The organism is Flavobacterium frigidum, assembly GCF_048286735.1.
In the GTDB taxonomy this organism is placed as follows: Bacteria; Bacteroidota; Bacteroidia; order Flavobacteriales; family Flavobacteriaceae; genus Flavobacterium.
In genome coordinates this window covers 181,851-194,008 of record NZ_JBLVPU010000002.1, presented here as the reverse complement: position 1 = coordinate 194,008, position 12,158 = coordinate 181,851, and the positions used below count along the sequence as shown (strand labels likewise).

At 33.6% G+C, this 12,158-nt stretch carries 13 protein-coding genes; 5 read left to right on the top strand and 8 right to left on the bottom strand.

Features of this window, described 5'->3' with window-relative positions:
* Nucleotides 1-101: 101 nt before the first annotated feature.
* Complete coding sequence (locus ACNQGO_RS02395) at nt 102-917, top strand: hypothetical protein (protein WP_417984035.1); 816 nt, start codon at nt 102-104, stop codon at nt 915-917.
* On the opposite strand, the gene ACNQGO_RS02390 is transcribed toward ACNQGO_RS02395, so the two are convergent.
* The 8 genes from ACNQGO_RS02390 to ACNQGO_RS02355 all read right to left on the bottom strand — a co-directional run bounded on the left by ACNQGO_RS02390 (nt 894) and on the right by ACNQGO_RS02355 (nt 7,905).
* Nucleotides 894-1,352: an SRPBCC family protein gene (locus ACNQGO_RS02390; RefSeq protein WP_417984034.1), complete on the bottom strand. Its 459-nt coding sequence runs from the start codon at nt 1,350-1,352 to the stop codon at nt 894-896. The genes ACNQGO_RS02395 and ACNQGO_RS02390 overlap by 24 nt on opposite strands.
* A 125-nt stretch (nt 1,353-1,477) precedes the next feature.
* Nucleotides 1,478-1,921, bottom strand: a complete 444-nt coding sequence (locus ACNQGO_RS02385) for a hypothetical protein (protein WP_417947784.1) — start codon at nt 1,919-1,921, stop codon at nt 1,478-1,480.
* A gap of 5 nt (nt 1,922-1,926) precedes the next feature.
* Nucleotides 1,927-2,637, bottom strand: coding sequence for a YqjF family protein (locus tag ACNQGO_RS02380; protein WP_417947785.1), 711 nt, complete (start codon nt 2,635-2,637; stop codon nt 1,927-1,929).
* A 147-nt stretch (nt 2,638-2,784) separates the two neighbouring features.
* Entirely contained in the window at nt 2,785-3,288 is a 504-nt protein-coding gene (locus ACNQGO_RS02375; RefSeq protein WP_417947786.1) for a GbsR/MarR family transcriptional regulator, read from the bottom strand.
* 284 nt (nt 3,289-3,572) lie between these two features.
* The gene (locus tag ACNQGO_RS02370) at nt 3,573-5,597 is read right to left on the bottom strand and encodes a M3 family metallopeptidase (protein ID WP_417984033.1); all 2,025 of its coding nucleotides are present in this window, start codon (nt 5,595-5,597) and stop codon (nt 3,573-3,575) included.
* A 328-nt stretch (nt 5,598-5,925) separates the two neighbouring features.
* Complete coding sequence (locus tag ACNQGO_RS02365) at nt 5,926-6,153, bottom strand: hypothetical protein (RefSeq protein ID WP_417948097.1); 228 nt, start codon at nt 6,151-6,153, stop codon at nt 5,926-5,928.
* A gap of 22 nt (nt 6,154-6,175) precedes the next feature.
* A complete protein-coding gene (gene purE, locus ACNQGO_RS02360; protein WP_417969079.1) occupies nt 6,176-6,661 on the bottom strand; it encodes a 5-(carboxyamino)imidazole ribonucleotide mutase in 486 nt (161 codons plus the stop codon).
* Between the two features lie 80 nt (nt 6,662-6,741).
* Complete coding sequence (locus ACNQGO_RS02355) at nt 6,742-7,905, bottom strand: 5-(carboxyamino)imidazole ribonucleotide synthase (RefSeq protein WP_417984032.1); 1,164 nt, start codon at nt 7,903-7,905, stop codon at nt 6,742-6,744.
* Nucleotides 7,906-8,581: 676 nt separating this feature from the next.
* On the opposite strand from ACNQGO_RS02355, the gene hpt reads away from it, so the two are divergent.
* The 4 genes from hpt to obgE all read left to right on the top strand — a co-directional run bounded on the left by hpt (nt 8,582) and on the right by obgE (nt 12,106).
* Complete coding sequence (hpt, locus tag ACNQGO_RS02350) at nt 8,582-9,112, top strand: hypoxanthine phosphoribosyltransferase (protein WP_309756126.1); 531 nt, start codon at nt 8,582-8,584, stop codon at nt 9,110-9,112.
* 12 nt (nt 9,113-9,124) lie between these two features.
* Nucleotides 9,125-9,697 carry an adenylate kinase gene (locus ACNQGO_RS02345; RefSeq protein WP_417947829.1) on the top strand — a complete coding sequence of 191 codons (573 nt, stop codon included), beginning with the start codon at nt 9,125-9,127 and terminating at the stop codon, nt 9,695-9,697.
* A 54-nt stretch (nt 9,698-9,751) separates the two neighbouring features.
* Nucleotides 9,752-11,026, top strand: a complete 1,275-nt coding sequence (locus tag ACNQGO_RS02340) for a hemolysin family protein (protein WP_417984031.1) — start codon at nt 9,752-9,754, stop codon at nt 11,024-11,026.
* A 78-nt stretch (nt 11,027-11,104) separates the two neighbouring features.
* Entirely contained in the window at nt 11,105-12,106 is a 1,002-nt protein-coding gene (gene obgE, locus ACNQGO_RS02335; RefSeq protein WP_309756124.1) for a GTPase ObgE, read from the top strand.
* Nucleotides 12,107-12,158 lie beyond the last annotated feature (52 nt).

Here is a 12,158-nt window from a genome sequence, read left to right as displayed (position 1 = left end):
ATTAAATATTAATATGCTATAAATTGTCTTTTTTAACTTGATTTTCTGTGAATTTTTCAACTAAAAGGCGTTCTTATTAACACTTTGATTAATTTTGTCTAATGAGGGTTTTAAAACAAATTTTTGATTTTTACATTAATAGCAGTATTCACGTGGGTTTGTCATGTTATGCTTTAGTGCGAATGACCCAATACATGTTCCACATTTCTTATAATGAAGTAGTTGCGAATTTTGCTTTTTTTGGAACAATCGTAGGGTACAATTTTGTAAAATACGATGCTTTGCTTAGGACTAAAAAAATCAAGTTTTGTGGTCAGCTCCAATGGATTGCTTTACTCAGTTTTCTATCATTGATCGCCACGAGCTACTATTTTTTTCATTTAGAAAGAGTCGCACAAATTATTGGTCTTGTTTTTCTAATCATCGTTTTGCTGTATACGTTGCCTTTTTTTCCGAATAAAAAAAATGCTAGAAACTGGGCTGGTATAAAAATTTATATAGTGGCTTTATGTTGGGTAGGTGTGACGCTTTTTTTACCCATCGTTAACAGTAATATAGGAGTGACAAGTTTTGTTTTTTTAGTTGCAATACAACGTTATATACTGATTTTTGTATTGATTTTAATTTTTGAAATAGTTGATTTAAAATTGGATGACCCACATTTAAAAACTGTTCCGCAGCAAATTGGAGTTCCACAGACAAAGATAGTAGGAGTGGTTCTGATGGTTTTATTTGTACTATTAGAATTTTTATCCAATGATTTTAGAATAGAATTTTTAGCTTTAAAAATAGGATTGGCAATCACGACAGTCCTATTTTTGGTTTATGCAAATGAGAATCGTTCCCGCTATTACGCCTCTTTTTGGGTAGAAAGTATTCCTATCTTTTGGTGGTTATTTTTGATGGTTTTCAGCTAATGCTTTTATAAACAAATTCCTATCAAGAATGAAATTAGTTAAGTGTTTTTTGAGTAGAAAATGGTCAAATAGTTTCCCAAAAATACCATAGGGTGTTTCGTATTGAATTTTATCTTCCATGATCACAAATCCATTTTTTTGAATAAAAGTATGCTGGTGTTTAAAAGATTTAAACTTGCCTTCGAGCATTTCATCTACAAAGTACGTTGGGATAACCATTGCTGATATTATACTTTTGTGTGTTAAGTAAACACCAAAATGCTTGCCACGCCATGTAACGGTTTCGTTTAAATTTATCAAACCCGAAGTTATTCCATCAATAGCAGTTTCATTTGATTTTGCAGTGGACTGTTGATGAACATCTATGTTTCTTGATAGATCAAAAATGATTTCTATTGGGGCTTTTATTTTGGTTGTTAGTTGTATGGTTGTCATTTATAAAGGTGTTTTGCGTTAAGGATTGCAGTGAAGCTCTTTTTTGATTGGCTTTTTTGCCAATAAAAAAAAGCGGGAACGTAAAGCCTGACACGAAGCTTTTGCGTAGGGTAACGCCCAAATGATTAGAAGATTTTATAATATCCTATCAAATTATGAATAAAAAGTATTGTATTTACTACTGCAAAAAGTACAAAAAGTGTGTTCATAAAATAACTTCCAACTTTAAATAAAGTTCTTTTCGGAATGTCATACATGGGATAATAGGCAATTTGAGTAGCTACTTTTCCAACCCAATACGCTGCAATTAATCCTGTTAAAGCTACCGCAAGAGCGGACTGTTCTTTTAATTCATTTGTAAATAGAATTGCAATTAATCCGAAAGAAAAATTCAAACCTTGAATATATCTTCCGTACGTTTTTGCAATTTCTTGATTTAGGGGTTTCAATTGCTTCACATCATTATACCAATCAAAAACTTGATGACGGATGTAAGGATAAATTAGAGCTGTGAAAATTTGACCAATTCCACTTAGAATAATCAGCCAGTTTGGGATTGTTAAGTTCATAATTTTTATTTTATCGTTTTTTTACCTTCAATTGTTATTTTTGAACCAATAGCAAGAAATTCAGAGGTAGGTTTAAGGTCTTGTAAAAACTTAAAATCCTTGCCGTAAATACTCTCAAAATCAACGTCAATTTTCGATTCAATTACTTGCAGTTGTTCCCATCTTGGATGAGAAACGGCATATTCTATAGATTTTTGAGCATTGTAATTGGTGTACCCAAAATAATGTTCAGTAATAAATTCGGCTTCTGATTTTTCTTCTATCGGAATTGCATTTTTCTTTGTTGTCATGGAAATCGAATTCCACTTTGCATCCTTGAACCATTCGTATTGAAAAGTTTTTGAAGTTTCGTTTTGTGTTCTAGAATGACGCATTTTCAAGGTTTGGTAATGCTCGTTGTATAAAGTATTGGCCACAATTGTAATAGCATGCTTCGGAACAATTTCTTTAATAAAAACTACGCCGCGTTTCCACATTCCATTTTCGAATCTTTTTACATAAAAGCGTAAATTGACTTCCTCAAAATTGACATGAAACGGAACTTTAATTCCTAGTACTCTCACGTTTTCAAACATGAATCCGATTAAACTAATGTAGCATTTGCCGTTCCATAAATCGAGTTCAGTTCCTTTTGGGACATAATTTTCTAAAATTTTTGGATTGATTTCGTAATTGAACATTGCTAAATCATTCCATTCTGCGGTTAAGAAGCTCATAATTTTATGTTTTATTTTTAAACTTTCAGAAAAAAATGAAAGTTATAATTAAATTTTTTTAGTGCTATGTAATTCGTTATTTGTTATTGTTTTTTATCGGTCTCATTGAATAGTTTTTTAGAGTAATATTTTAAAATGGTTAAAAAACTATTTCATTATTTTAACAATCAATTTTGCCAACCAATTGTCTTTGTATTCCGTCATTTTGTCCAAAACATTATCAGCTTTAAGTACAAAATCATACAATTTAGTAGTTTGATCTACAAAATGTTTTTCTTCGGGAGTATTGTCAGATGTTATGGAGGAAACTTCTTTTAAAACCTTTAATGCAGGTTTTATTTCGCGTTTACTTCGTTCTCTAGCGATTTTTACGGCTAATTCGTCTAAGTCTTTTTCAGCTGTAAAAAATTCCCGTCGTTCACCAGCTTTGTATTCTTTGTAAACAATTCCCCAATCCATCAAGGCTCGCAAATTCATGGATGCATTGCCGCGCGAAATTTGCAATTCCTCCATAATGTCTTCCATCGAAACCGCTTCGTGAGAAACCATCAAAAGCGCATGAATTTGAGCCATGGTTTTGTTAATTCCCCATTGACTGCCTAATGCACCCCAAGTTTGAACGAATTTATTTTTTGCTTCTTTGAATTTCATTTGTCAATTTTATTGTTTTTCAAACGGTCAAATGCAAATCGCATGAATGCTTATTGTCATTGTGTAAAGATAAATAATGTTTTTGAACTTTCAGTAAAAAATGAAAGTTTATTTTTTTTTGGGCGTTCCCTTTCAGGTCGGGCTTTCCGTTGCAAGTCCTCGCTGCGTCGTTCCTCCTTGCTGTGGGCTTTTCACTGCAATCCCTAACGCAAATCCCATTAAAAAAGTCGAGATATTGCTACCTCGACTTGCTTTTATAACTTACTATGTATTTTAAAATTGATCTATATCAACCCAGCACGTTTCAATAACGCATCCGCTTTTGGTTCTTGACCACGAAACTTTTTATACAATTCCATTGGCAATTCTGTTCCTCCTTTTGAAAGGACGTTGTCTTTGAATTTTGTTGCGACTTCTTTATTGAAAATTCCTTTTTCTTGGAAATAAGCAAACGCATCGGCATCGAGAACTTCGGCCCATTTGTAACTGTAATATCCAGAAGAATATCCGCCTTGAAAAATGTGCGAAAACGATGTACTCATGCAATTCTCAGCAACATCAGGATACAAACTTGTGCCTGCCATGGCTTGTTTTTCAAAAGCTTTTACATCTGCAATTGCTTGCGATTTTCCGTGATAGGTCATGTCTAATAGTCCAAAACTGATCTGTCTTAAAGTCGCCATCCCTTCTAGGAAACTTGCACTTTCTTTTATTTTTTCTACGTATTCCTGAGGGATAACTTCTCCCGTTTCATAGTGTTTTGCAAATAATGCCAATGCTTCCGGCTCGTAACACCAGTTTTCCATTACTTGGCTTGGCAATTCCACAAAATCCCAATAAACTGAAGTTCCAGACAAACTTGGATAAGTCGTATTAGCTAACATGCCGTGTAGCGCATGGCCAAATTCGTGGAATAAGGTCGTTACTTCATTGAAAGTTAATAAAGATGGTTTAGTCTCTGTTGGCGGTGTGAAATTACAAACAATCGAAACATGTGGTCTTTCATTGATTCCATTTTTCACAGCTTGTGATTTATAGGATGTCATCCAAGCGCCATTACGTTTTCCTTTTCTTGGAAAAAAATCAGCATAGAAAACAGCTACCAATTGTCCTTCGAAATCCAAAACTTCAAAAGTTTGCACATCTTCGTGGTATTTGTCAATATGAAAAACTTCTTTGAAAGTAATTCCGAACAGTTTTTCGGCAATAGTAAAAGCTCCATTCAACACGTTTTCTAACTTGAAATAAGGTTTTAAAATCTCATCATCAAAGTTGAATAATTTTTGTTTCAATTTCTCAGAATAATAAGCACCGTCCCATTTTTCTAATTGCTCAATTCCGTCTAGTTCTTTTGCAAAAGCGGTTAATTGAAGAAATTCTTTTTGAGCAGCTGGTTTCGCTTTTTCTAATAAATCATTTAAAAAAGACAGCACTTTTTCAGGATTTTGAGCCATTCGTTCTTCCAAAATAAAGTCAGAATGCGATTTGTAACCCAATAAATTAGCACGTTTATGACGCAATGCTACAATTCGCTTTACGTTTTCTTTATTATCGAATTCGTTGTCTTGAAATGATTTTTTTCCGGCAGCAATGGCAATTTCTTTTCGTAATTCACGATTGTCTACATACGTTACAAAAGGCAAGTAACTCGGAAAATCAAGAGTGAAAACCCATCCTTCGAGTTCTATTGATTTTGCCAAACTTGCGGCCATTTCTTTGGCGCCATCCGGTAAGCCTTTTAAATCGGCTTCGTTAGTAATATGAAGTTGATAATTGTTGGTTTCAGCCAAAACATTTTCGCCATACGTCAATTTGATTTTGGCTAATTCGGTGTCAATTTCGCGTAATTTTAACTTGTCATCATCATTCAATAAGGCTCCATTTCTAGAAAATCCTTTGAATTTTTTGTCTAATAAAGTAGCTTGTTCCGTAGTTAATGGTAACGAATCTTTTTGATCATAAACGGCTTTAACTCTTTTGAATAAATCTTCGTTTAAGGCAATATCATTACTAAATTCAGTCAATAACGGAGAAACCTCTTGAGCGATTTTTTGCATTTCGTCGTTAGTTTCAGCTGAATTCAAATTGAAGAAAATCGAAGATAATCTATCCAATTGTTCACCAGCAAAATCTAAAGCCACAATCGTGTTTTCAAATGTTGGAACATCAGAATTTGTAATGATGGCATCAATTTCATCTTTTGCAGCAGCGATGTTTTCGATAAAAGCAGGTTTGTAATCTTCTAGTTTTATTGCCGAAAATGGTGCTGTATTGTGTTTGGTATTGAATGTTGAGGTAAGTGTTTTCATTTTGAGTTTTGAAGGGACAAGACGGGACTTATCCTTATGTTTTAAAGTTTTAAATTTTCTAAATCTTGGTACGTATTCCAAAATCGGAGTAATTCGATTGTGTTAGAATTTATTTTGTAATAAAGCGTTATTTGTTTCGTAATGACAACTTTGTTTACGTTTTTGTAATTTGTAGAAATAAATTCAATGTTCTTCTTATGTAATAGAGCAATTGTATCGTCTACTTTGTTAATAAAATTTACAACAACTTGAAATGACCATTCAGCTTCTAGATATTCAATGTTTTGCCAATAGTCTTTTTTTGCTTGAGGAGACCAAATAATAATCACTATTTGAAATATTTCGAATAGCGATTTCTTGTTTCCTCCATGACCAAGTCATGAGCAATCCCTTCGTTGTTTTCTATGGAAAAAATGGCTTCATCGATGGCTATCTTTTGTTTTTCGGTTAAAGTAGATTTAGATTGAATCAAATGAATAATTTCTTCAATCAATTTTGGATTTTCAATATCCAAAATAACTTTGGCTAACTCAATTTTTGAAGTTTGAATATTCATAGTTTTCTTTTTATAAAGATAATTATTTTTTCAATTCAGATGCTGCTTTGTCAACGGCTTGTTTTAATCCTTCTTTATAAAAAATGATTTTGTCTAACACACATTGATCATGACTTCCAATGATTTGCGCGGCAAGAATTCCAGCATTTTTGGCTCCGTTAAGCGCAACTGTTGCTACAGGTACACCACCAGGCATTTGAAGTATTGACAAAACCGAATCCCAACCATCGATAGAATTGCTAGATTTTACAGGAACTCCAATAACAGGAAGTGGCGACATAGAAGCAACCATTCCTGGTAAATGCGCCGCGCCACCAGCACCAGCAATTATTACTGAGATACCACGCTTGTGGGCATTTTTACTAAAATCAAATAATTTTTCAGGTGTTCTGTGTGCCGAAACAATATCTACTTCGGTTTCGATGTCAAATCCTTTTAATATGTCGATGGCTTCTTGCATTACCGGCATATCCGAAATACTTCCCATTATGATGGCAACTTTACTCATTTTGTTTTATTTAAAGATTGAAAAATTTAAAGATTGAAAAATTCGTTTAGACAAAATCTTTCAATCATTAAATCTTTTGATTATAAAGTAGTTGTACTAATCACTCTAATACTATTCTTAACCTCCTCCGCAATTTTTCTTGCTTCAACCATATCTTCATTCACAATAGTAACATGACCCATCTTTCTAAAAGGTCTTGTTTCTCTTTTTCCGTAAATGTGAGGTGTAACGCCATCAATTCCCATTATTTTTTCGATGTTTTCATAAACTACTTGGCCTGAAAAGCCTTCTTCACCAACGAGGTTGACCATGATTCCAGCTACCTTACTATCCGTTTTTCCTAAAGGCAAATCTAGAATGGCACGCACGTGATTTTCGAATTGAGAAGTGTAACTTGCCTCAATAGAATAATGACCTGAATTGTGTGGGCGAGGAGCGACTTCATTTACTAAAATTTCATCATCTTCAGTTTGAAACATTTCAACGGCTAAAAGTCCGACATGATTAAATTTTTCCGACACATGTAAAGCAATTGCTCTAGCTTTTTCAGCGACTTTAGCATCAATTCGAGCTGGACAAATCACATATTCGACTTGATTGGCTTCGGGGTGAAATTCCATTTCGACCACAGGATAGGTTTTAATTTCTCCAGATGAATTGCGACAAACGATAACGGCAAGTTCATTTTTGAAAGGAACCATTTCCTCAGCGATACATTCTACATTAGCAAGATTATCTAAATCCGAAAGTTCTCTTATCACTTTTACGCCATTACCATCGTATCCAAATTCAGTGCATTTCCAAACAAAAGGAAGCTTTGTTTTTGAATCAAGAATGTCTACAATCAAACTCTTTAAATTTTCAAATCGTTTGTATTTGGCTGTTGGAATAGCGTGCTCTGTGTAAAAATCCTTTTGGATGCCTTTATTTTGAATCAACTTTAAAGTTTTCGGCGAAGGATATATTTTTAATCCTTCTTCTTCGAGTTTTACCAAAGCTTCCAAATTGACTAATTCAATTTCGAACGTCAATACATCCACTTTTTTTCCAAAATTATACACCGTTTCAAAATCCATTAAATCACCTTTAAAGAACTGGTTGCATGCAATTTTGCTGGGTGCATCATCACTTGGGTCAAGAACGTAGGTTTGGATATCGAATTTGCGAGTATCAAACAACAGCATTTTGCCCAGTTGTCCGCCGCCAAGAATTCCCAATTTAAAATTAGAAGAAAAATAATTCATTGTGTAGTTGTATGTTTTGACAAAGATACTTCATAATGATCAAATCCGAAAATCCTATTTATATTCTTGTTACTCTAGATTATTCCTTTTTAACGAACGATTTAGAAGATATTTTAATAACATTCAACAGGATATTTTTAGGTTATTTTGAGCAAAATGAATTTTGATAATTTGTCTTTTTATTTGTTGAATTAAACAACTGACGTATATTTTAATACCATTTGTTATTCTGTCGTTTTTTTGTTCAATAAGAAAGTAAAAGGCAAAAATTATTTGTTTTATACCCTCAATTGGCATTTTTTTTTAATTAAATATGATTGTTACAATGAATAGTAGTAGCAGTTTTTTGCCTGCTTTAAACTAGTTGGAAAACAGAGGCGCTATTTTGTTTGACCTCAATTTATTTTCTTTAATTCATTATGATATTCTAATTATTTGAGGCTACCTAATTTGCAGGTAGCCTCTTTTTTGTTTATAAAAATACTATTCGTTGATTAAATTTTACGAGCCTAAACTGTCGATGTGATTGATTTGCTACTAGTCCAGTTATCTATTTAAAACAAGTCCTCAGGTTCTTTTGATGATTAAAGCGATATATAAGTACAAATTAATGCCCAATTATCAATTCGCAAATCCGAATTCTGTATCTTTGCCAATTATTTTAAACACGAAAATAATGATACAACTGCACGATAAACAATTTGTTCCGTTTATTTCTGCCCAAGAAATTGATTTTGCCATAGCTAAAATGGTTTCGCAAGTCGAAGCTGATTTTGCTGATGAAACACCCGTATTTGTTGGGGTATTGAATGGTGCATTTATGGTAGTGGCTGATTTTATGAAGCAGTACAAAAAACCATGTGAAGTGTCTTTTATCAAAATGTCTTCCTACGAAGGGACTTCATCTACGAACGATGTGAAACAATTAATAGGTATCAATCAGGATCTTACAGGACGCAGTGTGGTCATCATTGAAGATATTGTAGATACTGGAAATACATTGGTGGAATTAAAAGAATTATTCAAAAAACAAAATGTAAAACATTTTAAAATAGCAACACTTTTTTTCAAACCCGAAGCTTATACCAAAGACATCAAAATAGATTATATTGGAATCCGAATTCCAAATAAATTTATTGTTGGTTATGGTTTAGACTATGATGGATTAGGAAGGAATTTACCGGAAGTATATAAATTAAAAGAATAACGACACAACTACATGACTAACATTGTTTTATTTGGAAAACCAGGAGCTGGCAAAGGGACTCAAGCTGAGTTCTTGAAACAAAAATACAAATTAACTCATATATCCACGGGCGATGTATTTCGTTTTAATTTAAAAAATGATACTGAACTAGGCAAGCAAGCCCGAGTATACATGGATGCTGGGGACTTAGTCCCGGATGAATTGACTACAAAAATGCTTATTGATGAGGTAAATAAACATCCAGACACTAATGGAGTTTTATTTGACGGATATCCACGAACAATTGCACAAGCAGAGGCTTTAGACGCTTTTCTAATATCAATAAAATCTTCAGTTGCAGCCACAATCGCACTTGAAGCAGATGACGAAATTTTGGTCCAACGCTTATTAGAAAGAGGAAAAACAAGCGGTAGGATAGACGATCAAGACGAAGAAAAAATAAGAAATCGCTACCAAGAATACAACGAAAAAACGGCACCTTTAATGGATTATTACAAAAACCAGAATAAGTTTTTTGCTGTAAACGGAATAGGTTCTATTGCCGAAATTACAGAACGCGTAAGTTCAGTAATTGATCAATTGTAATTATGATAATCACTACTACGCACAACAAAACTTATAAACGAATTAATTAACACATTGGAAATACTAATAATATTTTTTCTAATACTACTCAATGGAGTTTTCTCAATGTCAGAAATCGCATTGATTTCAGCACGAAAAAACAGGTTAGAGACTGCAGCAAAAAAAGGAAATAAGAGTGCAAAAATCGCATTGGATTTAGCCAACTCTCCAAATAAATTTTTGTCTACCGTACAAATAGGTATTACTTTAATTGGAATCCTGACGGGTATTTATAGTGGTGATAAAATTACTGTTGACGTTGAATCTTTCGTAAATGGATTTGAATTTCTTAAACCGTATGCACATCCTGTAGCTGTTGGTTTAGTAGTGGTTGTCTTGACTTTTTTCTCTTTAGTTTTAGGAGAATTATTGCCTAAAAGAATCGGTTTAAATCATCCAGAAGCCATTGCTAAAGCGGTTGCATTACCAATGAAAATTGTTTCGATTGTAACCGCACCATTTATTTGGCTGCTAACACATTCTACAGATTTCTTGTTGAATATTTTACAAATAAAACCCACAGCTGACGGAAAAGTAACGGAGGAAGAAATAAAAGCAATAATCAAAGAAGGAACCGAAGGTGGCGAAGTACAGGAAATAGAGCAAGATATTGTGGAGCGTGTTTTTCATATTGGGGACCGTAAAATAAATTCTTTGATGACCCATCGTAAGTCGGTTGTTTTTTTACCATTTCATTCAGGTCGAGAACAGGTAAAGGAATTTATGCTCAAAGAACTACACTCAATTTATCCTGTTTATGGCGAAAATTATGATGATATTGTTGGGGTTGTAAACCTTAAAAATATATTTGCTCATTTTGAAAATGACAATTTCAATTTGGCGGCTATAATGACCGAAGCTCCTTTTATGATGGAGCAAACTACAGCTTATATTGCTTTGGAAAACTTTAAAAAAACTGGAATACATTATGCTTTTGTCTCAGATGAATATGGCGTTTTTCAAGGGGTAATTACGCTAAATGATATTCTGGAAGCCTTAGTTGGTGATGCTTCTGATTTTTACAAAGATGATTTTCAATTGATAGAAAGAGAAGATGGCAGTTGGTTGGTTGACGGGCATTATTCGTTGCATGATTTTTTGACTTACTTTGAATTAGATGAATTAATCAATGATTATGAAGTCACTACGGTAAGCGGATTAATAATGACAGAGCTCTCTCATATACCAAAACAGGGAGAAAAATTGATTTGGCAAAAATTTGAATTAGAGGTCATCGATATGGATGGCGTGAAGATTGATAAAGTGATGGTGAAAGCCTTAAAAGTGTAAAAATAGTTTTCAGTTGCAATTTTCAGTATTAAAATAGTACTGAAATCTAAACTCTGAATGCTTAAATCTAAAATTATAATGACAGAAGGGAATTTTGTAGATTACGTTAAAATATATGTTTCTTCCGGAAAGGGAGGAAAAGGATCTACGCATTTGCATAGAGAAAAATTTATTGAAAAAGGTGGGCCAGATGGAGGAGATGGTGGTCGTGGAGGACATGTATATCTTGTAGGAAACAAAGGTCTTTGGACATTATTTCACCTTAAATTTGCGCGTCACATCAAAGCTGGTAATGGTGGAGATGGTAGTGGAGACAGAAGTACTGGTGCTGATGGAGATGATAAATTTATAGAAGTGCCTTTAGGAACGGTAGTAAAAGACAAAGAAACTGGAGAAATATTATTTGAAATTACCGAAGATGGTGAAAAACAAATTCTATCTCGCGGTGGAAAAGGTGGTTTAGGTAACTGGCATTTTAGAAGTTCGACCAATCAAACCCCTAGATACTCTCAACCGGGTTTACCTGGTGTAGAAATGGATGTAATTCTTGAGCTAAAAGTTTTGGCCGATGTAGGTTTGGTAGGTTTCCCTAATGCAGGAAAATCAACTTTGCTCTCTGTTTTAACTTCTGCTAAACCAAAAATTGCAGATTATCCGTTTACAACCTTAAAACCAAATCTTGGAATTGTAGCCTACAGAGATTTTCAATCTTTTGTAATTGCTGATATCCCGGGAATTATTGAAGGTGCTGCCGAAGGAAAAGGTCTTGGACACTATTTCTTGCGTCACATTGAGCGTAATTCGACTTTGTTATTCTTAGTTCCCGTGGATACTCCAGATATTAAAGCAGAATACGATATTTTGGTAAACGAATTGACAAAATACAATCCTGAAATGCTTGACAAAGAGCGTTTGTTGGTAATATCTAAATGCGATATGCTTGACGATGAGTTAAAAGCAGAATTGAAAACCGAACTAGATGTTGCTTTCAAGGATATTCCTTATATGTTTATTTCTTCTGTAGCGCAACAAGGTTTGACAGAGTTGAAAGATAAATTATGGAAAATGTTGAATGACTAATTCTTGATTTTAAGACATAATCAAAACCGTTTCATAGATAATGTGAGACGGT